The organism is Mesorhizobium sp. 113-1-2, from assembly GCF_016756475.1.
In the GTDB taxonomy this organism is placed as follows: Bacteria; Pseudomonadota; Alphaproteobacteria; order Rhizobiales; family Rhizobiaceae; genus Mesorhizobium; species Mesorhizobium loti_C.
On the sequence record NZ_AP023242.1, the window covers coordinates 5,996,150 to 6,023,044 of the forward strand.

General features: G+C 63.2%; 31 protein-coding genes. 13 read left to right on the forward strand and 18 right to left on the reverse strand.

Annotated elements, in window-relative coordinates; translation table 11 throughout:
* Positions 1-2: 2 nt before the first annotated feature.
* The 3 genes from JN279_RS29285 to JN279_RS29295 all read left to right on the forward strand — a co-directional run bounded on the left by JN279_RS29285 (position 3) and on the right by JN279_RS29295 (position 2,023).
* Positions 3-890, forward strand: a complete 888-nt coding sequence (locus JN279_RS29285; RefSeq protein ID WP_202350898.1) for a 4-(cytidine 5'-diphospho)-2-C-methyl-D-erythritol kinase — start codon at positions 3-5, stop codon at positions 888-890.
* A 1-nt stretch (position 891) separates the two neighbouring features.
* The gene (gene moaB, locus JN279_RS29290; protein ID WP_096455861.1) at positions 892-1,446 is read left to right on the forward strand and encodes a molybdenum cofactor biosynthesis protein B; all 555 of its coding nucleotides are present in this window, start codon (positions 892-894) and stop codon (positions 1,444-1,446) included.
* Positions 1,447-1,588: 142 nt separating this feature from the next.
* Entirely contained in the window at positions 1,589-2,023 is a 435-nt protein-coding gene (locus JN279_RS29295; protein WP_202350899.1) for a GFA family protein, read from the forward strand.
* Here the strand turns inward: JN279_RS29295 and JN279_RS29300 are convergent.
* Positions 2,013-2,987 (reverse strand): hypothetical protein, encoded by a 975-nt coding sequence (locus JN279_RS29300; protein ID WP_202350900.1) that lies wholly within the window; start codon positions 2,985-2,987, stop codon positions 2,013-2,015. The genes JN279_RS29295 and JN279_RS29300 overlap by 11 nt on opposite strands.
* A gap of 146 nt (positions 2,988-3,133) precedes the next feature.
* Complete coding sequence (locus JN279_RS29305) at positions 3,134-3,661, reverse strand: glycosyltransferase (protein ID WP_096458947.1); 528 nt, start codon at positions 3,659-3,661, stop codon at positions 3,134-3,136.
* Positions 3,662-3,811: 150 nt separating this feature from the next.
* Here JN279_RS29305 and JN279_RS29310 point away from each other — a divergent pair, with 150 nt between their 5' ends.
* The gene (locus tag JN279_RS29310; RefSeq protein WP_202353818.1) at positions 3,812-4,966 is read left to right on the forward strand and encodes a PA0069 family radical SAM protein; all 1,155 of its coding nucleotides are present in this window, start codon (positions 3,812-3,814) and stop codon (positions 4,964-4,966) included.
* Positions 4,967-5,119: 153 nt separating this feature from the next.
* Positions 5,120-5,815 (forward strand): ribonuclease HII, encoded by a 696-nt coding sequence (locus JN279_RS29315; RefSeq protein WP_202350901.1) that lies wholly within the window; start codon positions 5,120-5,122, stop codon positions 5,813-5,815.
* A gap of 121 nt (positions 5,816-5,936) precedes the next feature.
* Here the strand turns inward: JN279_RS29315 and JN279_RS29320 are convergent, their stop codons facing one another.
* The 6 genes from JN279_RS29320 to JN279_RS29345 form a co-directional block, all read right to left on the reverse strand.
* A complete protein-coding gene (locus JN279_RS29320; RefSeq protein ID WP_096455853.1) occupies positions 5,937-6,428 on the reverse strand; it encodes a F0F1 ATP synthase subunit B in 492 nt (163 codons plus the stop codon).
* 10 nt (positions 6,429-6,438) lie between these two features.
* On the reverse strand, positions 6,439-7,020 hold the full coding sequence (locus JN279_RS29325) for a F0F1 ATP synthase subunit B (protein ID WP_096455851.1): 582 nt from the start codon (positions 7,018-7,020) through the stop codon (positions 6,439-6,441).
* A gap of 62 nt (positions 7,021-7,082) precedes the next feature.
* Entirely contained in the window at positions 7,083-7,307 is a 225-nt protein-coding gene (locus tag JN279_RS29330; RefSeq protein ID WP_010914827.1) for a F0F1 ATP synthase subunit C, read from the reverse strand.
* 63 nt (positions 7,308-7,370) lie between these two features.
* Positions 7,371-8,129: a F0F1 ATP synthase subunit A gene (locus JN279_RS29335; protein ID WP_096455849.1), complete on the reverse strand. Its 759-nt coding sequence runs from the start codon at positions 8,127-8,129 to the stop codon at positions 7,371-7,373.
* A gap of 56 nt (positions 8,130-8,185) precedes the next feature.
* Positions 8,186-8,593 (reverse strand): AtpZ/AtpI family protein, encoded by a 408-nt coding sequence (locus JN279_RS29340; protein WP_096455847.1) that lies wholly within the window; start codon positions 8,591-8,593, stop codon positions 8,186-8,188.
* 255 nt (positions 8,594-8,848) lie between these two features.
* Positions 8,849-10,033 (reverse strand): cell wall hydrolase, encoded by a 1,185-nt coding sequence (locus JN279_RS29345; protein ID WP_202350902.1) that lies wholly within the window; start codon positions 10,031-10,033, stop codon positions 8,849-8,851.
* A 289-nt stretch (positions 10,034-10,322) separates the two neighbouring features.
* On the opposite strand from JN279_RS29345, the gene JN279_RS29350 reads away from it, so the two are divergent.
* Positions 10,323-11,528, forward strand: coding sequence for an acyltransferase family protein (locus JN279_RS29350; protein WP_202350903.1), 1,206 nt, complete (start codon positions 10,323-10,325; stop codon positions 11,526-11,528).
* Here JN279_RS29350 and JN279_RS29355 read toward each other — a convergent pair.
* The gene (locus JN279_RS29355; RefSeq protein ID WP_202350904.1) at positions 11,493-12,827 is read right to left on the reverse strand and encodes an MFS transporter; all 1,335 of its coding nucleotides are present in this window, start codon (positions 12,825-12,827) and stop codon (positions 11,493-11,495) included. The two genes, JN279_RS29350 and JN279_RS29355, sit on opposite strands and share 36 nt — an antisense overlap.
* 119 nt (positions 12,828-12,946) lie before the next feature.
* Between JN279_RS29355 and JN279_RS29360 the strand changes: the two genes are divergently transcribed.
* Complete coding sequence (locus JN279_RS29360) at positions 12,947-13,864, forward strand: LysR substrate-binding domain-containing protein (RefSeq protein WP_202350905.1); 918 nt, start codon at positions 12,947-12,949, stop codon at positions 13,862-13,864.
* Between the two features lie 18 nt (positions 13,865-13,882).
* Here JN279_RS29360 and der read toward each other — a convergent pair whose 3' ends face one another.
* Together der and JN279_RS29370 are read right to left on the reverse strand one after the other, a co-directional pair.
* Positions 13,883-15,322 carry a ribosome biogenesis GTPase Der gene (gene der, locus JN279_RS29365; protein ID WP_202350906.1) on the reverse strand — a complete coding sequence of 480 codons (1,440 nt, stop codon included), beginning with the start codon at positions 15,320-15,322 and terminating at the stop codon, positions 13,883-13,885.
* Positions 15,323-15,385: 63 nt separating this feature from the next.
* Positions 15,386-16,051, reverse strand: a complete 666-nt coding sequence (locus JN279_RS29370; protein WP_096455835.1) for a tetratricopeptide repeat protein — start codon at positions 16,049-16,051, stop codon at positions 15,386-15,388.
* A 238-nt stretch (positions 16,052-16,289) separates the two neighbouring features.
* On the opposite strand from JN279_RS29370, the gene JN279_RS29375 reads away from it, so the two are divergent.
* On the forward strand, positions 16,290-17,297 hold the full coding sequence (locus JN279_RS29375; RefSeq protein WP_202350907.1) for a polysaccharide deacetylase family protein: 1,008 nt from the start codon (positions 16,290-16,292) through the stop codon (positions 17,295-17,297).
* 29 nt (positions 17,298-17,326) lie between these two features.
* On the opposite strand, the gene sbmA is transcribed toward JN279_RS29375, so the two are convergent.
* From sbmA to JN279_RS29390, 3 genes are all read right to left on the reverse strand, one after another.
* Entirely contained in the window at positions 17,327-18,586 is a 1,260-nt protein-coding gene (gene sbmA / locus JN279_RS29380; protein WP_096455831.1) for a peptide antibiotic transporter SbmA, read from the reverse strand.
* Between the two features lie 114 nt (positions 18,587-18,700).
* Positions 18,701-19,861, reverse strand: a complete 1,161-nt coding sequence (locus JN279_RS29385; protein WP_096455829.1) for a YbfB/YjiJ family MFS transporter — start codon at positions 19,859-19,861, stop codon at positions 18,701-18,703.
* A gap of 116 nt (positions 19,862-19,977) precedes the next feature.
* The gene (locus JN279_RS29390) at positions 19,978-20,322 is read right to left on the reverse strand and encodes a hypothetical protein (RefSeq protein ID WP_342216280.1); all 345 of its coding nucleotides are present in this window, start codon (positions 20,320-20,322) and stop codon (positions 19,978-19,980) included.
* On the opposite strand from JN279_RS29390, the gene JN279_RS29395 reads away from it, so the two are divergent.
* The 3 genes from JN279_RS29395 (at position 20,299) to JN279_RS29405 (ending at position 23,036) form a co-directional block, all read left to right on the forward strand.
* Entirely contained in the window at positions 20,299-21,213 is a 915-nt protein-coding gene (locus tag JN279_RS29395; RefSeq protein WP_202350908.1) for a LysR substrate-binding domain-containing protein, read from the forward strand. The genes JN279_RS29390 and JN279_RS29395 overlap by 24 nt on opposite strands.
* Before the next feature lie 185 nt (positions 21,214-21,398).
* Positions 21,399-22,655 (forward strand): aminopeptidase, encoded by a 1,257-nt coding sequence (locus tag JN279_RS29400; RefSeq protein WP_202350909.1) that lies wholly within the window; start codon positions 21,399-21,401, stop codon positions 22,653-22,655.
* A 24-nt stretch (positions 22,656-22,679) separates the two neighbouring features.
* On the forward strand, positions 22,680-23,036 hold the full coding sequence (locus tag JN279_RS29405) for a DUF488 domain-containing protein (protein WP_202350910.1): 357 nt from the start codon (positions 22,680-22,682) through the stop codon (positions 23,034-23,036).
* A 102-nt stretch (positions 23,037-23,138) separates the two neighbouring features.
* Here JN279_RS29405 and JN279_RS29410 read toward each other — a convergent pair whose 3' ends face one another.
* Positions 23,139-23,486 (reverse strand): ArsC family reductase, encoded by a 348-nt coding sequence (locus tag JN279_RS29410; protein ID WP_202350911.1) that lies wholly within the window; start codon positions 23,484-23,486, stop codon positions 23,139-23,141.
* Positions 23,487-23,655: 169 nt separating this feature from the next.
* Here JN279_RS29410 and JN279_RS29415 point away from each other — a divergent pair, with 169 nt between their 5' ends.
* Both JN279_RS29415 and JN279_RS29420 read left to right on the forward strand, forming a co-directional pair.
* Positions 23,656-24,012: an ArsR/SmtB family transcription factor gene (locus JN279_RS29415; protein ID WP_202350912.1), complete on the forward strand. Its 357-nt coding sequence runs from the start codon at positions 23,656-23,658 to the stop codon at positions 24,010-24,012.
* On the forward strand, positions 24,009-24,488 hold the full coding sequence (locus tag JN279_RS29420; RefSeq protein WP_202350913.1) for an SRPBCC family protein: 480 nt from the start codon (positions 24,009-24,011) through the stop codon (positions 24,486-24,488). The genes JN279_RS29415 and JN279_RS29420 overlap by 4 nt, the downstream gene beginning before the upstream one ends.
* A gap of 96 nt (positions 24,489-24,584) precedes the next feature.
* On the opposite strand, the gene JN279_RS29425 is transcribed toward JN279_RS29420, so the two are convergent.
* The 3 genes from JN279_RS29425 to JN279_RS29435 form a co-directional block, all read right to left on the reverse strand.
* Positions 24,585-24,938, reverse strand: coding sequence for a SnoaL-like domain-containing protein (locus JN279_RS29425; RefSeq protein WP_202350914.1), 354 nt, complete (start codon positions 24,936-24,938; stop codon positions 24,585-24,587).
* A gap of 195 nt (positions 24,939-25,133) precedes the next feature.
* Positions 25,134-26,219, reverse strand: a complete 1,086-nt coding sequence (locus JN279_RS29430) for an ABC transporter ATP-binding protein (protein WP_202350915.1) — start codon at positions 26,217-26,219, stop codon at positions 25,134-25,136.
* Positions 26,209-26,811, reverse strand: a complete 603-nt coding sequence (locus JN279_RS29435; RefSeq protein ID WP_202350916.1) for a cupin domain-containing protein — start codon at positions 26,809-26,811, stop codon at positions 26,209-26,211. Before JN279_RS29435 ends, JN279_RS29430 begins: the two co-directional genes overlap by 11 nt.
* Between the last annotated feature and the right edge of the window lie 84 nt (positions 26,812-26,895).

The window sequence follows — 26,895 nt, forward strand, 5'->3', positions numbered from 1 at the left end:
CCGTGGACACCGAGATCGGTTCGCGCATCTGGCACGCGCACGCCAAGATCAATCTGGCGCTGCATGTCACCGGCAGGCGGCCTGACGGCTATCATCTGATCGACAGCCTTGCGGTGTTCACGCGTTTTGGCGACCGGGTCGAGATCGCGCTCGCCGACAGCGACGATTTTACTGTGTCCGGCCGCTATGCGCCGGCGGTTCCGCTCGACGCCGGCAATCTTGTGCTCAAGGCGCGCGATGCCTTGCGACGGGAGGCCGGCCCCGAGCGCACCCCATCTGTCGCCATAAAGCTGGAAAAGAACCTGCCGGTCGCCTCCGGCGTCGGCGGCGGGTCGAGCGACGCGGCGGCCGTGCTGCGCGGACTGGCGCAGACATGGGGCCTGGACATGGGCGGCGCCGAACTGGCGCGGATCGGCCTCTCGCTCGGCGCCGATGTGCCGATGTGCCTGGCGGCAAAGCCGCTGGTGGCGCGCGGCATCGGTGAAGCGCTGTCGATCGTGCCGGATTTCTCGGCGCTGGGACTGGTGCTGGTCAATCCCGGCACGCCGGTCTCCACGGCCGACGTGTTCGCGGCCCTTTCCCACCGCGACAACGAGCCCCTGCCGCCGCTGCCGCGCCGCATCGACTTTCACAGCCTGCGCAACTGGCTGGATGTCACCCGCAACGATCTCGAACCGGCTGCGCTTGCGCTGCAGCCCGCCATCGGCCGGGCGCTTTCGTGGCTTGACAAGGCCGGATCTGGCTTTTCCCGCATGTCCGGATCGGGCGCGACCTGCTTTGGCCTGTTCGAAACCGGCAATGTCGCCAAGCGCGCGGCGGCCGAAATCCGCAGCCGCCAGCCCGACTGGTTCGTCGCGGCGACGCGCAGCATGTCATCGGAGGCTGAGTGAAATGGCTGGGATTAACGAGAGCCGTTCGTTCATGCCCGTGCGCATCGCGGTGCTGACGGTTTCCGACACGCGAAGCCTTGCCGACGACAAATCCGGCCAGACGCTGGCCGACCGCATCACCGAGGCCGGCCACATCCTGGCCGCCCGCGACATCGTCACCGATGACCGCGACAAGATCCGCGACACGGTGCTGGCGTGGTCGCGCGACAAGGCCATCGATGTCGTCATCACCACCGGCGGCACCGGCTTCACTGGGCGCGACGTGACGCCGGAGGCGCTGGAGCCGATCTTCGAAAAGCGAATGGACGGCTTTTCGGAAGTGTTCCACCGCATTTCCTACGACAAGATCGGCACGTCGACGATCCAGAGCCGGGCTACCGGCGGCGTCGTCAACGCCACTTTCGTCTTCGTTCTGCCGGGCTCGCCCGGCGCCTGCAAGGACGCCTGGGACGGTATCCTCAAGGCGCAGCTCGACTACCGGCACATGCCCTGCAATTTCGTCGAGATCATGCCGCGCCTGGACGAACATCTGCGGCGCGGCAAGTCGGCTCCGTAAAAGCCGAGGGCAAGTCCCGGTTTCACGCCGTGTTTGCCAGGCGAAACGGCGTTCGTGCCTTCGAAACGCCATTCCAAACCGGATACCGGAGAAAGTACCTTTTCGTGGAAGGGCCATAGCCGATCACGACAAGGACGATGCGATGAGCGAGCATATCGGCGGATGCCATTGCGGCAACATACGCCTTCGATTTTCAACCAAGCTCGATCCTTCACAAATCGAAATCCGCGCCTGCCAATGCGCGTTCTGCATCAAGCATGGCTCGCGCGCCCTCGCCGATCCGGACGGACGATTGACCGTCTCGGTCGAGGACGAAGCCCGATTGCACAGATACCGGTTCGGACTGCGTACAGCCGAGTATTTGATCTGCCGGGGCTGCGGTGTCTACGTCGCGGCGGTCACCACCGATGACAGGGATCCAAGGGCGATCGCCATCGTCAATGCCCTGGACGACCGGTTGCAGTTCAGCCGCGAACCGGTCGCCGTGGACTATGATGCCGAGAGCAGGGCAAGCCGCATTGCCCGGCGACGTGCGCGCTGGATGCCGGTGGAGATCCGGTCCGCCTTTACCGGATGACCGGCTCGCCGTGAAAGCGCCGGCGCGAGGGGCGCGAAACGCCGAAGCCGACTTCCATCATCAGCCGCGGCGTGCGCGCCGGCACGGTGCCCATGTGGAACCCGAACGGATCTTCGACAAAGCCGAGGCCAGCCCCTCCGGTCAGCGTCACCGGGCTTTGCTCACCATAGACGTCCAGCACCTCCTGGGCGGGATGGCCGACCAGCAGGGTCAGTTGATGCTTGATGGCGCGGCGCCTATGGCTGCCCCGGACATAGACATGCGGACCGGTGTCGGCATCGACAGGCTTGAGGTAGAAGAAGAATTTCAGCATGCGCCAGTCATCGAGGTCGAAATGATATTTGCCGAGCGAGGCAAGGTTCTTGTCGGCGTCCGAAGCCTCGCCGGTCGGAAAGCTCCACCAGACGCGCGTCGTGATCAGTTTCGCCTGAGCGCCGAGATAGTGCGCGGCGATGTCGAGAAGCAGCGGATCGCGCTGGATGGCGAGAGCGGCTGGGCAATCAAGGATGCGCTCGAAATAGTGTCCGCTGAGCAGCGATCGGCCCAGGCGTTTCTCGGCCTGCGCATGCTCGCCCGGCATGAATTCGAGACGACGGTCGAAATTGCCGAAGCACGGCGTGCGCCCCGCGAAATCCGCGATCTCTTCGTGGATTTCCGGCGGCAGGACCAGGCCTGAAAACAGGCCGTCGGAACGCAGCGCATCGACCACCGCTGCACGCTCGACACCGGAAAACATCGTATTCCCAATAGTGTCGGCGGGACGGGCGCGCTTTGCCCCCAGCCAATGCATCCGGCGGCCGGGCATGGTGCGCGCCAGCATGAACATCGGCAGCCAGGCAGGGTTTTCGCGCAGGTCCGTGAGATAGGTCGGAATGCGTACGGCGATGCGCCGCAGCAGGCTGCCATTGCGCGCAATGGCCTCGAGACTGGCGGCGCCGGATTTGTCAGGGGTTGAAAGGTTCATCGGGTCCTCTTCTATGAGGGCGACACCCGATGCCGCATCGGTGCCCACCACTCGCATGACCCAAACCCAATTCATCCACCTCGGGGAAAGGCTAACCCCGCGTCAGGTTTTGTGCAATGCACAATGGACAGAGCAGATGCAAAAAATCACTTCGGGGCGCGGTGCTGCTGCTTCGGCGGCGCCACCCAGATCTCGGCGTCGAGCCTCTTTGTCGCCAGGCCGCGTGCCAGAGCCTCGGCGCTGCCGGCGCTCTTCGACAAGGACGCGGCCTGCCGCTTGCTGATCACCAGCCCTTCGGCGAGCGCACGGTTTCCTGAAAAGACGCGAGCCAGGAACGGTGTGCGGCTGCCGCGTGCGCGAGAAAATCGCGCCGCCATGGTTTGCTTCGCCGTGTGGACGACGACCGCTTCGATCCAGCCCTCCACCAGCCGCGCGCCCGGTTCCAGCAGCAACAGCCAGTCACCCTTGGCCTGCCGGATGCCGGATGCGATACCGCCACTCGCCACATAGTGGCAACCGGCATGCTCGGCGACATGATGCGTCTGGTCGGTGGAGCCGGTGTCGCAGACGATGACGTCGCGCACCACGCCCTCGACCGCGCCGCCAATCAGCGAGGCGAGCGTGCGGGCGAGAGCCTCCTCGTCATTACGCGTTTCGATGAGAACACTGAGCATATTTAGCCGAATAGCGGAAAGCCGCGCACAGCGCCAGTTTTTGCGGCGCAGCATAAAAAGTTCTTGCTTTGTTCTCATCAGCAAAATAGGAATAATTTCATGAACAGAGCGATTCGAAACAACATGGACAGTCCCTGGGAGCGGGCCAAGATGGAACCGATCGTGCGTGCCGACATTGCAGCCTTCGGGGCAGGACGCGCCGAGATGGCCAATGCGATGATCGAGCAAAGTGGCATGCGCATCCGTCCGGACCGCAACCGTGGCCGCTCGGCGGGCATCAATCCGTCCGGCCGCTTCGAACCGGTCAGCCGGCATGTCTTCGACGATGGCTGGAGCTCGCTGGAGGAACTGCCGCCGTTCAAGACGGAGGTGCAGGTGGAAAAGCCGCGCACCATCATCACCCGCAACGAATCGCCCGACATTTCCTTCGACCGGTCGATCAACCCCTATCGCGGCTGCGAACATGGCTGCGTCTATTGTTTCGCACGGCCGACGCACGCCTTCATGGGCCTGTCGCCGGGGCTGGATTTCGAATCAAAACTGTTCGCCAAGCCGGATGCGGCGCGGTTGCTCGACAAGGAACTGTCGAAGGACGGCTACCAGCCGCGCACCATTGCCATTGGCACCAACACCGATCCCTACCAGCCGATCGAGAAACAGTACCGGATCATGCGCGAGATCCTGGAAGTGCTGGAAGCGCGCGGCCATCCGGTCGGCATCGTCACCAAATCCGCTCTGGTGACGCGCGACATCGACATCTTGTCGCGCATGGCCGAACGCGGACTGGCCAAAGTGGCGCTGTCGGTGACGACGATGGACCGCATGCTGGCCAGGACGATGGAGCCCCGCGCATCGACGCCGACCAAGCGGCTCGAAGCGATCCGGCAGCTCTCGGATGCAGGCATTCCGACTTCGGTCATGGTGGCGCCGATCATCCCCGGCCTCACCGACCAGGAGATGGAGCGGATCCTCGATTCGGCACGAGCCGCCGGCGCGCGCGAGGCGGGTTATGTCGTGCTGCGCCTGCCGCTGGAAGTCAGCCCGATCTTCAAGGACTGGCTGCTGCGCCACTATCCCGACCGCTACCGCCACGTGATGTCGCTGATCCGCTCGATGCGCGACGGCAAGGACTACGATTCGGAATGGGGCAAGCGCATGAAGGGCGCCGGACCCTATGCTTGGCAGATCGGCCGCCGTTTCGAGATCACCGCCAAGCGGCTCGGCATCAATGCCGAGCGGCGCACGCTGCGCACCGACCAGTTCGTCGCCGCCGGAAAGGACCAGGAGCAGCTGATGCTGCTCTGAGAACGCAATTCGCCGCGGCGGTTTGACCTGCCACGGCGTACAAAATCCCGTCCGGCCCGCCCCGGCCTGCAGACGGTGCCCTCCCGGTCCGGCGCCCCACCCGACCCGGAGGGACTTGCGGAGAATCGGAGCCGATGCGAACCTCGCCGCAACATGGCTCGCGCGCGTTCCGATTCTCCGCTTCTCTTCGAAATCGTCGAGAAACCCGATTTCTCCTTCGAGACGAAGGCGATGGCTGACGGGCTATGGCCGGTCGCGGGGATGGACGAGGCCGGCCGCGGTCCGCTGGCCGGGCCTGTGGTCGCCGCGGCTGTCGTGCTCGACCCCGCCAACATCCCCGAAGGCCTCGACGATTCAAAACGGCTCAGCCATTTGCAGCGCGAGGCGCTGTTCCTGCGCATTCTTGGTTCGGCGCAGGCGGTTTCGATGGCCTCGATCAGCGCCGAAGGCATTGACGGCGGCAATATCCTGAAGGCCAGCCTCGAGGCGATGCGCCGCGCCCTGGTCGGGCTGTCGGTTCGGCCGAAGCTCGCGTTGGCCGACGGCCGCGACGTGCCGCCGGGGTTGCCTTGCGACGGCCGTGCGCTGATCAAGGGCGACCAGCGCTCGCAATCGATCGCCGCCGCCTCGATCGTCGCCAAGGTGATGCGCGACCGCATGATGTGCGGCTGCGGCAGCCACCACGACCGCTACGGCTTCGAGGTCCATATGGGCTACGCCACCGCACGCCACCGCACGGCCATCGAGGCGCATGGCCCGGTCGCGCGCCTGCACCGCGTGTCGTTCGCGCCGTTCCGGCTGGGCGGAGCCGAGGTGGCGGAAGAAGAGAGCCTGGCCGGACTGGATTGAGCCGGACGGCGATTTAGCTGATCTCCCCCTTGTGGGGGAGATTAGCCGCTTTGACGCATCGCCAACAAAAAAGCCGCCAGGTTGCCCGGGCGGCTTTTTTTGATTTTCAAATCTTGTCGGCTCAGTTCAGCTTGGCCTTCACATCCGCGAGCGAAGCCTTGAACAGGTCGGCTCCGGCCTTGACGTCGACCTTGGCGGCGAGCAGCGCGCGGGCGGCTTCGACGGCGATGTCGACGGCGCTGGCGCGCACCTCGGCCACCGCATCGCGCTCGGCCTGACCGATCTTCTGTTCGGCAAGCGCGGTGCGCCGGGCAACGTAATCCTCGGTCTTCTTGTGCGCCTCGGCGGCGAGCATTTCGGCTTCGCGCTTGGCGGCAGCGACGATGTCGGCAGCCTCCTGCTCGGCTTCCTTGCGCTTCTTCTTGTACTGGCCAAGCAATTGCTGGGCTTCGTCGCGCAGCTTGCGGGCCTCGTCGAGCTCGCTGCTGATTCTGGCGGCGCGGGCATCAAGCGCCTTGGCGATCAGGCCGGGCACCTTGATGTAGATAGCGATGCCAAGGAAGATGATCAGGGCAATCGTGGCCCAGAGCGTTGCGAGAGATGTAGCGTCCATGATGCGCTCCTCACCGGGCCACGGATTTGACCGCGGCCGCGATCTCGGCCTTGCTGGCCTTGCCGCCGACCAGGGCTTCGACGATCGCCGAAGCGGTGTCTTCGGCGATGCTGCCGACTTCCTTCATGGCGTTGGCCTTGATGGAAGAGATGCGCGCCTCGGCCTCGCCAAGCTTCTCGTCGAGAGCGGACTCGATCTTCTTGCGCGCGGTTTCGGCTTCCGCCTTGGCCGCATCGGCGGCCTGCTGGCCGATCGAGCTGGCGTTCTTCTTGGCCTCCGCCAGTTCCTGCTCGTAAGCAGCAACGGCGGCATCGGCCTCGCCCTTCAACTTCGACGCCTGATCAAGATCCTGGCTGATGCGATCGTTGCGGACATCGATGATGCCGCCAACGCGCGGCATCGCTACCTTCTTCAAGAAGAGGTAGAACAGCCCGAAAGTGATCGCCAGCCACAGAAGCTGTGACGGAAACGTCGCCGGATCGAATGGCGGGAACGTGCCGTGCGCTTCGGCAGGCACGCCGGTGCCGGAATGCGTGTCGCCTTCCGTCACGGCGGGCGCGGTCTCTTCCGCAAAGGCAGATGTCACGAACATCTCATTCCCCTGTCCATAAGGTAAGGTCGCACCATGCGCCCCCCTTCGTCAGCCTGTGTTTCTTACTTGAACACCAGGAGGAGCGCGATCAGGAGCGAGAAGATGCCCAGAGCTTCGGTCACGGCAAAGCCGAAAATCAGGCGGCCGAACTGGCCATCGGCAGCCGACGGATTGCGCAGCGCGCCCGAGAGATAGCTACCGAAGATGTTGCCCAGGCCGATGCCCGCGCCACCCATGCCCAGGCAAGCGATGCCGGCGCCGATTGCAGCTGCTGCATTTACTTCCATGTCAAACTCCTTGTGGTTCCGTTGTCGTTGCAGATTGTAATTGGCGTCACGCGCCGGTGAAATTTAGTGGCTGGGGTGCAGGGCGTCGTTGAGGTACATGCAGGTCAACACCGCAAAGACGTAAGCCTGCAGGAAGGCGACCAGCAGTTCCAGCGCCGTCAGCGCCACCGCCATGGCCAGCGGCAGGATCGAGCCCGCCACGCCGACCGCGCCGAGCGCGGAGAGGCTGACGACGAAGCCCGAAAACACCTTCAGCGTGATATGGCCGGCCAACATGTTGGCGAACAGACGAACCGAGAGGCTGATCGGGCGCGAGACGAAGGAAATCACCTCGATCGGAACGACAAGCACCATCATCACGAGGGGCACGCCTTTCGGCACGAACAGCTTGAGGAAGCCCAGACCGTGCTTCATGAAGCCGTAGACGATGACGGTGCCAATCACCAGGATGGCGAGGCCGAAGGTGACGATGATGTGGCTGGTGATGGTGAAGAAATAGGGGAACAGGCCGAGCAGATTGGCGACCAGCACGAACATGAACAGCGAAAACACAAGCGGGAAGAACTTCATGCCCTGCGTGCCGGCGGCATCGCGCAACATGTTGCCGACGAATTCGTAGGCCATTTCCGAGATCGACTGAAGCCGACCGGGAACCAGGCTGCGGCTGGATGTGGTGAGATAGAGGAAGGCGGCCGCGACGATCACGGTCGCGACCATGAACAATGCCGAATTTGTGAAGGACAGGTCGTAGCCGCCGATGTTAATCGGAATCAGCTTGATGATATGGAACTGGTGGATCGGATCGACCTTGTCAGCTGCCACGTTCTAACCCCGTCAATGCCGCGTACGGCCAAATTATCATTGCCGCACCAGGGCGGCTATTTGCTGTCGTCCCGGCCAGAGCGCGATTTATCGCCCTGTCCGAATTCTGCCACAACGCCCGCGGAACGCATGACATTGAGTATACCGGCGCCAAAACCAAGCAGCAGGAAAACGATCAGACCCCACGGCGATGTCCCCGCCATACGGTCGATGATCCAGCCGATGCCGGCGCCCACCACCACGCCAGCGATAAATTCGCTGGAGAGCTTGACCGCCTGGCCATAACCGGCCGCACTGCCCGCTTTCGCGTCGTCTTTCCCCTCGAGCCGGTTCGGCAGCCTTGTCGCAAGCGATGCTTCAAGTTCACGCCGACGTCGCTCAAGATCCTCGTCGCGGATGCCGGTTTCATGCTGATTGCCGCGGCCGGTTTCTCCGGTTCCGTCTGGCCCATTCTTGTCGGCCATCGCAACCCCCCTGCCCGGTCAGACCGTCACCGTCCGTCCGCTTCTAAAGTCGCCGGCAACATAGTTAGAGGGTTTGCGCCCGTCAAGCCACGGGCGGAAGATCATTGCCATGTATTTTAGGCAATAAAATCAATGAATTAAGGAGGTGCGACATCGTGCCCGCCGCGATGATGGGGATGCGTTGCACGAATCCCCCCGGCAATGGCTGCCCGATTGAGCCTGTGGCCGGTCGGAAAGACCAGCAGCCGGGGCCCCTCAACTCCAGCCGCCGCCATAGGTGCGGTAGAAGATATGCAGGCCGATCTTGGTCATCTTCTGCATCGTGCGCGCCCAGCCCGGATGGACATATTGGGCATAGTAGTGGGTCGACGATCCGACCTCGGGGATGAAGATCTTGCCGGCGGTGACGGCCATGGCGATGTCCTGCGCGGTCTTGTAGGCGGCAGGATCGTCGATGCGCTTCTTCCTGCCGTCACAAGCGAAGGAGAACTGGCAGCGGTTGAACCAGCTATCGTTCTGGTAGACGACGCCGCAGATCGAATTCGGATAGGCCGGATTGCGCACGCGGTTGAGGATGACCTGGGCAACGGCAGCCTGGCCGCGAACGGATTCGCTCCTTGCCTCGAAATAGATGCCATTGGCCAGGCATTTTTGCTCGGGCTTGGAGAAGACGCTGGCCGGCAGCGGGTTCTGGATCCACCAATGGTCGCCCTTGGCCATCGGCGGAATGAAGCGGCCGCTGTTGGGCTGCTCGTCCTGCAGCAGGGCTTCGAAGGGCGAAGCCTTGGCATAGTCCGGCTCGGATTGCGCATAGGCCGTCGCCAGGACGTCGGGATGGTCGTTGTTCACCAAAGCGGCAAGCATGGCCGGCACGCCGGGATCAGGCTTCTTGTCCTCACGCGCATGGAATTCCGCGGCGATCTGGATTTCCTTGCCTTTGATCTGCGGCTTGGCAAAGGCCATTTTCAGGCCGCCGTCCATGCTCGGCCGCATCAGGGAAGAGGTCCGCTGGAAAATCGAACCAGCGTTGAAGTTCTTCGGCGGCGCGACGGGAGACACCTGGACGATGCGGCCCTTCTTGTCGGCACGCACCACGCGATCCTCGTCGGGCGAGCCGCTGACCTTGCCGCCCTTGCCGCGAAACGACACGTTGCCGACGCCTGCCAGGTGAATGCCCGATCCGGAGATCGAGCCGGTGACGTCGGAATCGATGAAGGGCATCTCGGCGGCATGGGTCGAGCCCGCGACGGATCTCTCGACATAGGAATTCCAGCGCGCGGTCGGCGATTCGAGGCCGGAAACCAGGCTGGTCATGTCCTGGTAGGCGGCGACGGTCGGGAAGCCGATCCAGATGCCGAGGCCGATGATGAAAGGAGACACAAAATTGCGTTTCTTCTCACCGGCGGCGGCAACAAGCCGCTTCAAGACGCGTCGATGCACAGAACTCTCTCCAGGAACGCTACTGACCCCACTGGAGAGCAAAATGATGCATTAACCTTGATGGGACGTTAACGGGTTCGATCGGGTTTTCTCAGTCGGCTCAAGGTCGTGGTTTGGAAGTCGGGCGGTTTTGCGGCCAACCGTCGCGCGGCGCGTCGCTTCGAACGACCCGACGCTGGCAGGGCGAGCCGGTAGGTCTGCTGGTCCAGAGGATGGGCTTAACGGGATATCCATATTCGAACCGCCATATGGCAGTTGGTTCCAAACAGTGGTTCAGCACAGCGGACGGATGACAGCGGTCGCGGGAAATATTGCCGTGGATGACGCCCAATCGGCGAAAGCAACGGCACGCCCGACGCTTCTCAATCTGACGGCGCTGCGCGCCTTCGCAGCTCTGTCGATCTTCATCTACCATCTGACGGAATTGGGGATCGATGCATCCCGATCCATTCGGGACATGTATCTCGGCTGTGCCGTTTCGTTCTTCTTTGTCCTGTCAGGGTTCGTGCTGGCGTACAGTTTCTCGGGGCGTTTCCTTGGCTGGCGCGACATAAGAAACTTCATCTTGCAGAGATTCTTCCGGCTGTGGCCCGTCCACATGCTATGTTTCTTCCTTGCCCTTGTGGCGCGTCATCCTCCAACCAGTCTCTTCACCGCATACTTGGCAACCACACTGCAGAGTTCCTGGTTTCCAACCTACGGCACGGCCTACGCATATAACGGCGTTTCCTGGTCGATATCGGTCGAACTGTTTTTCTATCTCGCCTTACCGCTCATTCTGATCTTGCGGCCAAATCAGATCATGCTGGTGGTCTGTGGCTGGACATTTGCCGTCCTTGGTCTGATCGCTCTCACAGCGACTTTGCCCGGGCCTGTATTTCCGCCCCCTTCCGAAAAGCCCTGGCTGGACCTCTACGTCACGGATGCGTCGCTGGTTCACCTCTTCCCGCCCGTGCGTATGGTGGAATTTCTGTCCGGGATAGCCGTCTATCAGCTGTTCAGGAACCGGCGCATTTCCAATGACTGGGTGACGTTCTGCCAGGTTGCAGCAGTGGTGTGCCTGGTGCTTTGGGCATGCGTACATGCCGAGATCACGCAATTTTTTGCCGATCATGCATCGCTGATGGCGTCCGTCGCCTATCGCGAATTCGGGCTGTATCCACTCTTCGCCGCCATCGTCTACGTCTTCGCACATCAGTCAGGCTCATTGACCCGCGTCCTGTCTTGCCGTGTGCTGGTTTTCTGCGGGGAGATCAGCTTCGCATTCTACATGATCCATCAGGTCGTCATCCACGTCCTGGCTTACAACTTCGAGATCAGGCAGCACTGTGGTCCGACAGTCGCCGCGATCTCGGCAGGCGTACTAAGCCTCGGTTTTTCAATCGTTCTCCATCGAACGGTGGAAACACCCGGTATGGACTGGGCCAGGAAAAAATTCCCGATGACCAGGCGGGCACCCTTATCCGCGCCTGTTATTGTCGGCGCCGTCGCCTGACCTTGCACCCGCCGGCCGCAGGAAGATCGGCCAGGCGATCAGCGCGCAAATGGCGGCCGACAGCCAGACGCCTGACCAGGACCAGAGGTGCAGCAGCCCCGGAATGGCCACCGGCACCAGGAAGAAACCGACAAAAACGAAGGTGTTGGCCAAGCTGAGCGCGGTTCCGACATGGCCGGCGCCGGCAAGGGTGGCTAGCTCGGTATAGGCGACGCCATGCCAGGCGGACACCGAGATGCCTGCGACAATCAGCACCAAGGGAAGGACGGCAACCAGGAAAGACTGGCCGCCCGGCATCGGGGGGCTGACCAGCACCAGCAGCCAAAGCACCGCGAAGGCGAACGCGCTGAGCGCACTCAACAGGCGCAGAAACTGGCGGCGGTTGCCATGGCGGTCGGTGAAGCGCCCACTCCAGACGCGCATGACCATGGCACCGGTCTGCACGGCTGCGAGGCTCGCACTGATCGCCGCTGTTCCCAGCCCGGCGAAGTCGTGCAGGAACACCGATGCGAAGGTGAGCACCGCCACTTGTGGGAAACAAAGCAGGCCGATGGCGGTGGCGATGCGCCAGACTTCGATGTTGCGCAGCGGCGCCGGTCCGGTCGCGGCCGGCGAAACGGCGTGCCCCGCCGTCGGCGGTTCGTGTAGCCAACGCCAGGCAAACAGGGCGGAGAGAGCCGATGCGCCCGCCAGCAGCCCGAACACCGCGGAAAAGCCGTAGGCGAGCGCGAGCGACGGCAGGACAAGCGCGCCGAGGCCACCGCCAAGCGGCACCGCCGTCTGCCTTATGCTCATGGCAAAGCCGCGCTCGTTTTCCCGGAACCAGCCCATGATGGCGCGGCCGCTCGAGCCGTTGACGCTGCCCCCGAGCAATCCGGTGAGGAGCAGGCTTGCCGACAGCAGCATGACATCGGGAACGCCTGACTTTGTCGGCACGACAAGCATGGCCATGGCAAGGAGCCAGGCCGCCGTCGCGCCAAGCCCGATCAGCAGCACGCGGCGATCGCCCCAGCGATCGGTGAGCAGGCCCCAGGGCAATTCGCTGAGCGCAACGCCCAGGCCGAGAAGGCCGAGCGCCAAGCCAAGTTCGGCATTGCTTAAGTGATAGCCCTGACGAAGCACGACCGCCGTTGCCGGTATGCCGGAGAAGGTGGCCGAAAAACCTGCGTTCGCGGCAACGCCGATGCCCAGGACCTTCCAGCGATGGCCGGGGCTGAACACCCTTGCGGCGGGGCCTGCAGCGCTGTCTTTCAGGATTTGTCTTGGCTGTTGGTCGGTGCAGTCGACAATGGCGGACATGGTTTCATTCCCGTGGTGGCCCAGTCGCCTGGACCTTGACGGCATCTCTGTAGCGCCATAATTTCGTCCTTAAAATCAGGAAGTTTTTGACTGTTAATCCTGAAAAGCAGGACATTTCTATGCAACGTGCGACCTTCGACCTCGACGTTCTCCGCAGTTTCGTCACCGGCATGGAGTTGGGCAGCTTTGCCAAGGCCGCCGACCGGCTCGGCCGGTCGACCTCGGCGGTCAGCGCGCAATTGAAGAAGCTGGAAGAGCAGGCAGCGACGCCGATCTTCCGCAAATCGGGGCGTGGGCTGGCCTTGACGGAGGCCGGCGAGACCATGCTCGGCTATGCCCGCCGGCTGCTCGAGCTGAATGACGAGGCGGCCGCGGCGATCCATGACGTCGAACTGGAAGGCTGGGTGCGGCTCGGCCTGCAGGAGGATTTAGGCGAGGCTGTATTGCCCGATGTTCTCGGCCGCTTCGCCCGTGCCCACCCCAAGGTCAAGATCGAGGCCAGGATCGCGCGCAGCCACGACCTTGCCGAAAGGGTGGTGTCGGGTAGCCTCGACATCGCGCTCGCCTGGCACAGCGGCCAGACGCTGCCCTACAGCGAGCATGTCGCCGATGTTCCCATGCGCTGGATCGGCCCGGCAAAGCGCATCGAGACCAGCCTGCGCGATGGCGAACCGCTGCCGCTGGTGGCACTCGAAGCACCGTGCCTGCTGCGCACGGTGGCGACGGAAACGCTCGACCGCGCCGGGCTGCCCTGGCGCATGGCCTTCTCCAGCCCGAGCCTTGGCGGCATCTGGGCGGCCGTGGCGGCTGGGCTGGGACTGACGATCCGCACCGACATCGGCCTGCCGGCCAGCGTCAGCGCGATGACGCCGGAGATCGCTGGGCTGCCGGCGCTGCCCAAGATGGCGCTGTTCCTGCATCGACGGGATGCCGAGCCCGAGCCGGTGGCGGCCCGCCTCGGAGACATATTGCTGGAGGCGGCGCGGCAGGCCTTGCCGGGCAATGCGCGGGGTGCCGGCTTGCGTGCCGTGGCCTGATCAGACGAGCGCTGGAGCTCAGTTACGCTTCTTGGCCCGGCCGGCGAACGGATTGTCCGAGGTGCGCAGCGCAATGCGGATCGGCACGCCCGGCATGTCGAAGGCTTCGCGCAGGCTGTTCGAGAGATAGCGGACGTAGCTTTGCGGCATCGCATCCGGCCGCGAGCACTGGACAACAAAACCCGGAGGCCGCGTCTTGGCCTGGGTGACATATTTGACCTTGAGGCGGCGCCCGGCAACGGCGGGCGGGGGGTGGTGCGCCAGTATGGCTTCGAGCCAGCGGTTGAGCTTGCCGGTCGAGACGCGGCTGTTCCAGACCTTGTGCGTCCTGAGCACCGCGTCCATCAGCTTGTCGAGGCCGCGCCCGGTCTCGGCCGAGACCGGCACGGCCTGGATGCCGCGCACCTGCGGCAGCAGCCGCTCGGTCTTCTCGCGCAGTTCCGCCAGCAGCTCCTGCGGATGATCGATCAGGTCCCATTTGTTGAAGGCGATCACCGGCGCCCTACCCTCACGGATGATCAGGTCGGCGATCTGCAGGTCCTGCTTCTCGAAGGGAATGGTGGCGTCGAGCACGATGACGACGATCTCGGCGAAGCGGATGGCGCGCAAGCCATCCTGCACCGACATCACTTCGAGCTTTTCGTGGATCCTGGCCTTGCGGCGCATGCCCGCGGTATCGAACAGTTTCAGCCGACGGCCATGCCAGTCCCAGTCGACCGAGATCGAATCCCGGGTGATGCCGGCTTCCGGTCCTGTCAGCAGCCGTTCCTCGCCAATCAGCGCATTGATCAGCGTCGACTTGCCGGCGTTCGGGCGGCCGACGACGGCGATGCGCATCGGCTTGGTGTCGTCGTAGGTGTGCGCATCCTCGGCATCAGGGTCGGCAATGTCCTCGCCGATCAGTACCTCGGTGGCGGCGATCTCGTCGTCTTCGCCCTCTTCCTCCTCGCCGAAGGCGCGCGCCTCGCCGAGCGCGCCAATGACCGCATCGCGCAGATCGGGCATGCCCTGGCCATGTTCGGCCGAAACCGGGATCGGCTCGCCAAGACCCAGTTCCCAGGCCTCCAGCATGCCGCCCTGCGCGCCCTTGGCTTCGGCCTTGTTGGCGACCAGCACGACCGGCTTGCCGGACTTGCGCACGATCTCGGCGAAGGTCCTGTCGTCCGGCAGCAAGCCGGACTTGGCGTCGATGGTGAAGAAGATCAGATCGGCTTCGCGGATGGCGATCTCGGTCTGCGCCCGCATGCGGCCGGGCAAGGTCGAGGCACCCGCGTCCTCGAAACCGGCGGTGTCGATGACGTCGAAATGCAGGTCGTAGAGCTTGGCGGCATGGACGCGACGGTCGCGGGTGACGCCCGGCGTGTCGTCGACAAGCGCCAGCTTCCTTCCCACCAGCCGATTGAAAAGGGTCGATTTGCCGACGTTAGGTCTGCCGATAATGGCGACTTTGAAGGTCATACAGTCCTACAATCATGCATGTCGTTGTCCCAAAACCGCTGCACACTTTTGGGCGACATGCATTTACGAGGCATTGCCAGAGCCGCGGATCAGCTCGGACATCAGCGTTGCCCGCTCGCGGGTGTTGCGCGGGGCGCCGTCATCGGCGGCGATCTGGTCGAACAGCTTTAGCGCGTCCTGGGTCTTGCCTTCCTTCCAGGCGGCAAGGCCGAGCGCCTCACGCGCGGTGTGGCGCAGCGTGTTGGTGTCCGATGTCAGCGCCTCGACGCGGCTGGACACGTCGGCGAAGGAGCCGTGATCGACGAGCAGGAGCGCCGCCCTGAGCCGCGCCATGTCGCGAATGCCCTGGGGGATGGCGGTGTCGGCGGCGACCTCGTCGAAATCCTTCACGGCGGCATCGGTGTCGCCCTTGCTCGCCTTGACGGTGGCGGCGCGCATGCGGGCGAGCAGCGGATAGGCACCGTAGCCATCTTTCTCCAGCTGGTCGAGCGCGGCCAGCGCATCGTCGTTCTTGCCGTCATTGGCTAGCTTCAGCGCCTGCGAGAAGGCATCGCCGGAGCGGTTGGCGCGGGTCTCGTCCCAATAGCGATAACCGACGAAGGCGGCGGTGCCGAGCACCACGAGAATCGCAATGACAAGCAAGGCCGGACCGAAACGGTCCCACAGCTTCTGCGCCTGTTCGCGACGCATCTCGTCGTTGACTTCACGGATAAAACTGTCGTCGGACATCAATCAAAACCACTTTTGCCCCGGGCCGGGGCGGTTCATGAGCCCGCGTTTTAGCGAAATTTTGTCGGCATGGAAGGGGTTCGGCCGGAAAATCGGCTATTCCCCCGGGGCAAACGGATGTTTGCCGGGGGCAAGCCGATGTTTGCCCCGGGGCAAACCGGCAAAAAGCCCAATCGCACCCACGCCACATTTCGGGGATAGCCGGCTTGCTGACCGCCAGGAGCCTGTAAGTTTGCCGATGCCTTGTTTGTTTCGTGTTGCTGCGTTTGCACTTGCCTCCCTCGCCACCGCCGGCTCGGCTCTGGCCGATCCACCCGCGCCGCCAATGCCGGCGAAGCCGAAGCAGGTGGTCATTATTTCCTTCGACAGCGCCCGCGACATCTCGCAGTGGAAGCGCAGCCGGGCGCTGGCGCAGCGCACCGGCGCGCATTTCACCTATTTTCTCTCCTGCGTCTTCCTGCTGTCGCCTGAGACGCGCAAGGAATACACCGCGCCCGGCAAAACGGCCGGCAAATCCAATATCGGCTTTGCCGCTTCCAAACAGGAAGTGGCCGAGCGGCTCGAACAGATCGGCCTTGCCGCGCATGAGGGCCATGACATCGCCAGCCACGCCTGTGGCCATTTCGACGGCAAAGACTGGAGCAAGGCCGACTGGCTGAAGGAGTTCGGCTCGTTCAAGCACATTCTCGAGAACGCCTATGCGATCAACGGCATTGTGCCTGAACCCGATGGCTGGCGCGAATTCGCCCGGCATGGCGTGGTCGGTTTTCGCGCGCCCTATCTGTCGGCAAGCAAGGCGCTCTACGAGGCCTTACCCGCCGCCGGCTACCAGTTCGACGCCAGCGGCGTCTCGCAGGGCCCTGCCCAGCCGCCGACCGTCGGCGGCATCACCCGCTTTTCACTGCCGCAGATCCCGGAAGGTCCGAATTCCAGGCCGGTGATCGCCATGGATTACAATCTCTATGTCAGACACTCCGGCGGCTTCGAGCGGCCGAGCAAGGCGGGCGAATTCGCCGACCGGACCTATCAGGCGTTTCGCGCCGCTTTCGACACGCAATATCAGGGCAAGCGCATTGCGCTGGAACTCGGCTTCCACTTCACGCTGATGAATGACGGCGCCTATTGGAACGCACTGGAGCGCTTCGCCGGCGAAGTCTGCGTGAAATCAGATGTCGAATGCATCAGCTTTCGCGATTATGTTTCGCGGCAGGATGGCGACCAGAAGCAGGCCGCGGTTGGCGGCTGAGCCGCCAACCCGTTTTACATCAAACCTTACTATGCCGGATCTTCGGCGCCCTGCCTTGCCAGATAGCGCTGGTCGATTTCGGGCAGCGGCTCGCCCAGCAGCGTCGCCTCGAAGGCGCGCAGGCGCTTGTGGACCGATTGCAGTTCGACAATGGTCGACCACGAGGTCAGCAGGAACTGCAGCGAACCCGTCACCTTGCCGAAGGCATTCGAGATCTGGTTCAGCGCGCCGAACGTTATCTTGTGCGCGACCAGCGACGGACCCAGGATCAGCAGCGAGAAGATGTTGTCGGCCTGAAGGTAGGTGTACCGGACGACGTTGAAATAGATGTAGTGGAAATAGAGCCTGAAATAATTGTGCCGGACATTGGCGAACAGCTCGGCAGTGGTCGCGGGTTGCGCCCTGTCCGCATGGTCTTCGCCGTAAACCAGCTCCTTGCGATAAGCGGCTTCGACGCGCTGGTTGCGGAACTGCAGCCCCGGAAGCTTCAGGCCGGCAATCATCACCGAGATCGTTCCGAACAGACACCAAGCGAGTGCCGCGACCACCAGGGGCTGCGGGATCGCACCGATGATCGGCAATTCGCTGATATGAGCCTGCAGTTGGATCATCACCGGCAGGAAGGCGATCAAGGTCATGATCGACTGGACGAAGCTGGAGCCGAGATCCTCCATGATCTGCGAGAACCGCATCGTGTCTTCCTGGATTCGCTGCGAAGCACCCTCGATATGGCGCAGCCTGCCCCAATTCTCGATGAAGTAGTTGTTCATCGCCGTGCGCCAGCGGAAAATCCAGTGGCTGACGATGAAGGCATTGACCACCTGGACATTCATGCCAACCAGCGCCAGCCATGAGAAGTCAGCCAGTCCGGTGTAGAATTCACCGTTGGTCGATTTCCCGGTCCCTGACATCAGGCCTTGCACATAGTCGAAGAAGGGTCCGTACCAGGCGTTGACGGCTACGCTGACCTGCACATTGAAATAGATGAAGAACAGGATGACCGCCGTCATCAGGATGGACCAACGCTGCCACGGATGCGGGGAATACCAGCTCCAGAACGCGTAGAAGATGGCCACGCAGGCCACGAAGTAGATGTAGAACCAGAGGAACGGCTTCGACACCAGCACGGCGATGCCGATGATGGGCGGCGCGTCAGCGGCGGCCGCTGGCAGGCCGAAAACGGAGCCCAGTTGCTCCCCCCCGAAAAACCAGAACAGGATTGCCGCAAGGCTCCAGATGGCGGCCGAAGAGAAAAAGAGCTTCGGCTGCGGGAAGAAGGATACGAACACTGTGGCGAATTCCTTGCTCGATGGGCAAATCAGCTGACTTCGGCGGGCATAAAGTCACACATTAGGGGGAAAGAAAATGCCTGCCCGACACCCGGCGCAGAGCAAGACCACAAATCATGGCGATTTTGGCGCGGCCGACCAGGTGATGGCGCCGGAGACCACCAGCATGGCCGCAGCGACGATCGAAGCCAGGAAGAAATCGCCTGACATCTGCGCCAAAAGGCCGGCGGCAATCGGGCCTATGATCTGGCCGAGACCGAACGAGGCCGTCATCAACGCAAAGATGCGCCGGGGTGCCTTCGGCGCCTGCTGGCGGGCGGCCTGCAGACCAAGTGCGGTGATGGCAATGAAGGTGCCGCCAAGCAGCAGCCCGCCAAGCAGTGGCCCCGAATATCCGCCAAGCGCCACGCTGGCGGTGACGCCGATCACTTCGATGAAGCATGCCAACGCATAGGCGGCGTAGAGCCCGATCCGTCCAGCGATCTTCTGCCACAGCCAGGTCGAGGGAAAACCGGCAAGGCCGGCGACCAGCCAGACCATGGCCTCGAAGACGCGGCTGCCGCCACCTTGCCGGACGATGGCGACCAGGAATGTCGCCGTCACCACATAGCCGAAGCCGAACAGGCCGTAGGCGACGATGATCTTCGTCAGCGACCGGTCTTTCGGGAGCGCGGGCTCACGGACGGCTTCACCGTTGGCGAGCGGGCCTTCGTTGGCCAGCAGCGCCACGACCACGAAGCCGCATGCCGAAATTACCGCCGACCACAACCAACCCGCCGCCCAGCCGGCATGTTCCGTGACCAACACCGCCATCATCGCCGCCGAGATGGCGATGCCGAGGCCGACACCGCCGAAATGCCAGGCCTGCAGGTCGCCACGACCGGCAGCATTGATATGGCTGAAAACGATGCTGGCCATGAACACCATGACGAAGGCGCTGGCCAGACCGGCCAGAAAGCGGATGAGGAGAAAGGCGACCATGGCGTCGGTCAACCCCATCAGCGCGGCCAGGACGGTGCTGGCGCCAAGCCCAGTCAGCATCAGCAGACGCTCGCGCCCGTGCGCCCAGCCGCCCGCCGCCACAAACGCGCCGACGAGGTAGCCGAGATAATTGGCGGACGCGATCCATCCGGCATTGGCCGGTGACAGATGCAGCTCTTCCATCATGCCGGGCAGGATCGGCGTGTAGACGAAGCGGCCGATGCCCATGGCCACCGCCATCGCAATCATACCGGCGAGGGTGAAGCGCAGCGCTGTCGAGGTGGCCGATCTCATTGCAGCGCACAATAAATGCAGCGATCGCCGAAACAATCAGCCATCTGTTGGGCCAGTGGAGCGCAGAGACCCGCGAGCGGTTCGACTTATAATGAAGCTGAAAGCGCGTGCTCGACTCAGCGGCGCCCACCGAAACCAGCATGCGATGAAGCGGTCTCGTACACCGTCCGCCGCGCCGTCAGCCTGAACGGCACGTCACCAAGTTCGCGCTCCGACATGGTATTCAGGACGGGGTGCGAAAGCGGATCGGTGAGCCATGTCTGCGTATCGCCCTGCGAGCGCGGCTCATAGGGCGTGCCCACGGCGAATAGAACCTTCAGCGACGACAACAGCCTTAACATTTCCGGCTCCTCGGATCTGGCTCCCATCGACAAAATCTGCCGTTTCTGCGTGTCTTTCAATTGAGATTTCACCCGGAGCAGTTTAGAAAATCTCAAATGGCCATGCTCAACCGCGTCCATCTCAACGGCCTTCGCGCCGTCGAAACTGTTGCCCGTCTCGGCTCGCTTGCCGCGGCCGCCGGCGAGCTCAACGTTTCCGTCAGCGCCGTCAGCCAGCAGATAAGCCGCACCGAAAAGCAACTTGGCCAGGCGCTGTTCGAGCGCACCGCGAGCGGTCTGGTGCTGACCGAATTCGGCGGCGTCTTCGCGGCCCGCCTCGGTGCTGGATTTCGCGAGCTTGCCCAGGCCGTGGCGCTGGCCGACGAGGCGACGCAATGCACATTGGTCGTCTCGGCGGCACCGGCCTTCGCTTCGAAATGGCTGCTGCCCAGACTGTCGCGTCACTTCGACCGGCATCCCAATGTGCTGCTGCGCATCGATGCGTCGGTGCGGCTGGCCGATCTCGATCATTCCGACATCGACATCGCCATCCGGCTTGGCGACGGCAAATGGCCGGGCGGGCAAGCAGAACTGCTTCTGGCGCAGGAGGTCTTCCCGGTCTGCGCGCCTGTGATCGCCAGGAAACTGCAATCGATCGAGGACCTTGCCCAGACCTGCGCCATCACCGACGAGCGGGCGATGATCAACTGGGAAAGCTGGTTCGCCGCGGCCGGTGTTGCGCCCGTCACCTTCCAGAAGGGCGCGCGCTTCACCGATCCGATGCTGTGCCTGGAATCGGCGATTGCCGGCCATGGGGTGATGCTGGGCTGGCAGTTGCTGACGGCGGATGCACTGGCCGACGGGCGGCTGGTGGCCCCATTTGGAATTCGCGCCCAGAGCGGGCTCGGCTATTGGCTGGTGACCTCGTCGGCCAAGACGGAGAGCCGCAAGGTCCGGGACTTCAAAGCCTGGATCAAGGAGGAGATCGCGGCAACGATGGCGCAGTTCGGATCGCTCGAAAGCGCGGCCTAGAGCCCTGTTCCATCCCGATGGAATCGGGATGGGGCTCGGTCTCTTTTGGTTGACCATGATCTTTTCCGAACACCGGTTCCCACTTTTCGGGATCATGGCCTGAACTGGCCCAGCGCAATCGCGGTGGAAAGGATGCCGGCCGCGGTCTATGTAAGACCAGATCAAACATCACGGCAGGCAGGATCATGACCACACATTCGCGCGGCGTTTCCGCAACGATCGACCCGGTGAAGCTCGACAGGCTGGCGGAGGTCGCCATCAAGGTCGGGCTGCAATTGCAGCCCGGACAGGATCTGGTGCTGACCTCGTCGATCGCGGCATTGCCGTTGACCAGGCGCATTGTCGAACATGCCTACAAGGCCGGCGCTGGGCTGGTGACGCCGATCTTCAACGATGACGAGATGACGCTGGCGCGCTACCGCTTCGGGGCGGACGCCAGTTTCGACCACGCCGCCGGCTGGCTCTATGAAGGCATGGCGAAGGCTTTTTCCAACAATGCGGCCAGGCTTGCCGTGCGCGGCGAGGATCCATCGCTGTTGTCGGCGCAGGACCCGGCGAAAGTGGCGCGCGCCAACAAGGCGAACTCGATGGCCTACCAGCCGGCGCTGGAAAAGATCACCGGCTTCGACATCAACTGGAACATCGTCGCCTATCCGGACCTCGCCTGGGCCAAGCAGGTTTTCCCTGGCGATGCCGACGATGTCGCCGTGGCCAAGCTCGCCGATGCCATCTTCGCGGCATCACGGGTCGACGTGGAGGACCCGATCGGCAACTGGACGGCGCACAATGCAGCGCTGCGCGGCCGCACCGAATGGCTGAACGGCCATAATTTCCACGCCCTGCATTTCACCGGACCGGGCACCGACCTGACCGTCGGGCTGGCGGACGGGCATGAATGGATGGGCGGCGCCTCGACCGCCAAGAACGGTATCACCTGCAACCCCAACATTCCGACCGAAGAGGTCTTCACCACGCCGCATGCCAGGCGGGTCGAAGGCCACGTCTCCTCGACCAAGCCGCTGTCCTACCAGGGCACGCTGATCGACGAGATCTCGGTGCGTTTCGAGGAAGGCAGGATCGTCGAGGCCAAGGCCTCCAAGGGTGAAGATGTACTGAAGAAGGTGCTCGACACCGACGAGGGATCGCGGCGTCTGGGCGAAGTGGCGCTGGTGCCGCATTCGTCGCCGATCTCGGCCAGCGGCCTGCTGTTCTTCAACACGCTGTTCGACGAGAACGCCGCCTGCCACATCGCGCTCGGGCAGTGCTATTCGAAGTGCTTCGTCGACGGCGCCTCGCTCAGCCAAGACGAGATCGCCGCGCGCGGCGGCAACAAGAGTTTTATCCACATCGACTGGATGATCGGCTCGGACAAGATCGACATTGACGGCGTCCACAAGGACGGCAGCCGCGTGCCTGTGATGCGCAAGGGCGAGTGGGCCTGAAGGTTTCCAACCAGCGAGGGTGTGATGGCCTTCGACCTGACGGTGAAGCGGATTTACGAGCCACCCGCACCTGGTGACGGGCAGCGGGTTCTCGTCGATCGCATCTGGCCACGCGGCGTCAGCAAGGAGCATGCCGCGCTGGCGCTGTGGCTGAAGGAGGTCGCGCCGAGCGATGAATTGCGAAAGTGGTTCGGGCATGAACCGGCGCGCTGGGCAGAGTTTCAGGAGCGGTATCGTGTTGAGCTGGATGGGAATGGCGAGGCGGTGGCGCAATTGCGCCACCTGCTTCGCGAGGGCAAGGTAACGCTGCTCTACGGCGCCCATGACGAAGCGCACAACAATGCCGTGGCGCTGGCGGGGTATCTGCGCGGGATCGGCTGAGGCGGCCGGAACTTCTGAGGCCGGCGGGACAGCGCCCCCCTCTGTCCTGCCGGACATCTCCCCCACGAGGGGGGAGATCGGCAGCTTCAACGGCTTCGCTACCTATCTCACCGCCTGCTCATAAGCCTCCGGCTTGAAGCCAACGAGAACCCGGTCACCCACCTCCAGCACCGGCCGCTTGACCATCGTTGGCTTGGTCAACATCAGCGCCTTGGCTTTCTTCTCATCGAGCGATTGCTTGTCCTTGTCCGCCAGCTCGCGGAACGTGGTGCTGCTCTTGTTGAGCAGCTTTTCCCAGCCGACCTTGCCGACCCAGCCATCGAGCCGCTTCGCGTCCAGCCCCTCCGCACGAAAATCGTGAAAACGATAGGGTACGTCATGGTTGTCCAGCCAGACGCGTGCCTTCTTGACCGTATCGCAGGTGGTGATGCCGTAGATCGTAATCGTCAAAGCGCGCTTCCCCTGGGCTGATAGCCGAATCCGTCGCACAGCCTAAAACTGCCCTGCCCGCTTTGCCAGCACCCAGGCCGGCAACCGCGGAATTTTCGGGCTTGCCAATACTAAGGAATTTTCCTAAGTATCTTCCAAGCTGCTTTTGGCGGCATCACAGGACCGACCAATGACAAGCCTCCAGACCACCAATCCGAGCCCTCCGCCGATCGACGGCATCTTCCGCGCGCTTGCCGATCCGACGCGGCGCCGTGTTGTCGAGCGGCTGAACCGCAGCCCGGCCTCGGTCAGCGAACTGGCGCAGCCTTTCGAGATGGCGCTGCCCTCCTTCATGGAACATCTCAAGGTGCTGGAAGGCTGCGGGCTGGTGCGCTCAGAAAAGATCGGCCGCACCAGGACCTACCAACTGGCGCCAGAGCCGCTGCAGCTTGCCGAAAACTGGCTGGCCGAACAGCGGACATTGTGGGAGCGCCGCCTCGACCAGTTCGATGCCTATCTGATGACCCTCAAGGAGCAGGAAAAATGAGCTACCCTTTCAAGCCGGATCCCAGGCTGGACCTCGTGCTGGAGCGCGTCATCGATGCGCCGCGCGAGTTGCTGTGGCGGGCGTGGACGACGCCGGAGCATGTCAAGCAATGGTTCACGCCCAAGCCATGGCTGATCACCGATTGCGAGATCGATCTCAAGCCAGGCGGGGTGTTCCGGACACGCATGCAGTCACCCGACGGCGAGGAGGTGAACGACCGCCATTGCTGCTATCTCGACATCGTGCCGAACGAGCGGCTGGTGTGGACGGATGCGCTGCTGCCGGGCTATCGGCCGTCAGGTGAGCCTTTCATCACCGCGGTCATTTCCCTCCAGCCGGACGGCCGCGGCACGCGCTACACCGCCACCGCCATTCACCGTGACGAGGCGACCCGCAACAATCATGAAGAGATGGGTTTCTTCGATGGCTGGGGTACGGTGGCCGACCAGCTTGCCAAGTATGTGAAGACTATTTGAGCGCCACAAGGCGGCCAGGGGATTGCCCCGGCCGCCTTGCTCATTCATCAGACCTGCAACGAAGAGAAAAGAGTTCGGAGAGCCTGATTCCTGGCCTCAGTAGTAAAAGCGCTCTTCGGCGATCTTGCCGTTCTTGACCGTGTACAGGCCGACCTCATCCATGGTGACGCGCTGGCCGGTGGCCTTGGGCGTTATGTCGAAGGTGAAGCGCACCGCGAACTGGTCGCCATTGACATAGGGGCCCTCGACCAAGCCGCCATGGACTTCGTGGTTCTCTTGCCACCACTGGCTTTTCTGCCTGAGGGCCTCCTTGCCATGGCTGACGGCCATCGGCCCCTCCATGGCTTCGTAGCTGGCGATGTCGTCGGCATTGTATTTTTCGGCGGCACCGTTGTGGTCTCCCTGCTTGAGGAGCTCGGTGAAATCCTTGGCAATTTCTGCGATGGTCATTTTGTGTTCCTCCTGTTCAGACGCACTCGAAGTAGGGGATCGCTTGCCGGCCCGCCACCTTTGCCCGCACGACAGCTGACAAGGCGTGTCAGGACGATAGATATAGCGCGACTGTGTGGCGACGATTTCTCACATGCCGGCCATGGAATCGTCCTGGCCGGTCAATTGGCGGCAACCTTGCGAAGGTGGATCAGACTAGCCCGGCAGCATAGGGCAGTTGGCGCCACGGCGCAGGCTGATATGCGCCACGTCGCCGACGCTGAATTGAAACCCCTCGGCCTGGCGCGGCGCATCGATCACCACCGGCAACCCCTGCCCCAGCTCGGCGTGCAGCCGCAAGGTACGGCCGTGGAAGACGATGCTGTTCACCCGCGCCGGCGCGGTTCCTTCGGCCGCCTCGGTGGCCGCCAGCAAATCCTCCGGACGCACGCCGATGGTGCGCATTTCGCCTTCGCCGGGTGACTGGCCGGTTTCAGAAACGGCCTCCAGCGGCAAGGTGCCGGCGGTAAAACGCAGGCGATCGCCATCGCGGCCGACAAAGTGTGACTGCAACAGGTTCATGGTGCCGATGAAGCTCGCCACGAACTTCGTGGCGGGCCGGTCATAGAGCGTCGCCGGCGGCGCAATCTGCTCGATGCGGCCCTTGTTCATGACGACGATGCGGTCGGAGATCGACAAAGCCTCGGTCTGGTCGTGGGTGACCATGACGAAGGTGGTGCCAAGCCGCGATTGCAGCCGCTTCAGTTCCACCTGCATCTGTTCGCGCAGATGCGCGTCGAGCGCCGACAGCGGCTCGTCGAGCAAAAGCACGCGCGGCTCGCAGACGATGGCGCGGGCAAGTGCCACGCGCTGACGCTGGCCGCCCGAGAGTTCTAAGACGCGGGCGCGGAGCTTGTCGGCGAGACCGACCATGTCGAGCGCCTCGCCGACGCGCTTGGCCTGCTCGGCGCCGGACAGTTTGCGCAGGGACAGGCCGAAGCCGACATTTTCGGCGACGTCCATATGCGGAAACAGCGCGTAATCCTGGAACACGGTGTTGACCGGCCGATCGAAGGGCCGAAGGGCCGTGATGTCGCGCCCGTCGAGCAAGACCTTGCCGCTCGACGGGCTCTCGAAGCCGGCAATGACGCGCAGGCTGGTGGTCTTGCCGCAGCCCGATGGCCCAAGCAGCGTGATGAACTCGCCGCTGATAATGTCGAGGTCGACGGCATCGAGCCCAACGATGCCGCCGGGAAAAACCTTCGAGACCGCCTGCAACCGGACAAGTGGATCAGGCGCCATCGCGAACCTCGGAGGGTTTTGTGGTGTTGACCCACAGGATCTGACATTGCTCGGCGCCGGGATTGCGGAAGGCATGCAAAAGCGTGCTCTTGAAGGCAAAGCTGTCGCCGGTCTTCAACCCGTATTTGGTCGAATCCACCACCAGTTCGACCTCGCCCGAAAGGACATAGCCGAATTCATGGCCGGCATGGGCATAGGCTTCCGCCGTGCCGCCATCGGCCTCGACCGTCACCAGCATGCCGGTGAGCGTCGCGCCCGGCGGCGACAGCAGCGCCTTGGCGATGCCTTCCGACTTGACCGGGATCTGCCGCCTTTTGTCGGCGCGCACGCAATAGAGATCGTTGACGGCATCATTGCCGTCGGCAATCAGCGCCGACGGCTCAATGTCCAGCGCAGCGGCGAGCGGCCAGATCACCTTGACGCGCAACGAGGACATGCCGCGCTCGATCTGGCTCAGCGCACCGATCGACACGCCGGCTTTTGCCGCCAGTTCTGCCAGCGACAGGCGGCGCTCGAGCCGCAGCGCCCGCACGCGCCGGCCAACGCGAACGTCGGCATCGTCCTTGGGTTTCGCTTCGTCAAGAACATCCATGCATTCGTCCTCGTTGCAGTCACTTCACTGGCGCAGTGCTTCGCGGTTTTGCCTTCTCCCCTTGTGGGAGAAGGTGGATCGGCG